Here is a 298-nt window from a genome sequence, read left to right on the forward strand (position 1 = left end):
ATCAATACCTTCTACCCAACCATCAACAGCGAGCAACAAACCCAATACTCGGTAGCTGCCGCGCAGAAGGTGCTTGGTGTAGAGAACGTTAATGATGCCTGCGACCCACTAACAATTTCTGAAGATTTTTCAAGCATGTTGCGTGTTAAACCGGGCTGTTATGTGCTGTTGGGTAATGGCACGGAATCGGTCGGTGGTTGCGCATTGCATAACCCGAAATACGACTTTAATGACGGCATCTTAAAGCTAGGTGCGAGTTACTGGATTCAGTTGGTGAACGATCGTTTAGCACGATCAA

Annotated in this window: 1 protein-coding gene; it reads left to right on the forward strand. The window is 47.0% G+C overall.

Annotation, left to right across the window (positions count from 1 at the left end; all coding sequences use genetic code 11):
- A partial coding sequence (locus AB4512_RS24380; RefSeq protein ID WP_372176066.1) for a M20/M25/M40 family metallo-hydrolase occupies positions 1-298 on the forward strand: 298 nt, incomplete at both ends.

It is taken from the genome of Vibrio sp. 10N.222.52.B7 (assembly GCF_041474275.1).
In the GTDB taxonomy this organism is placed as follows: domain Bacteria; phylum Pseudomonadota; class Gammaproteobacteria; order Enterobacterales; family Vibrionaceae; genus Vibrio; species Vibrio crassostreae_C.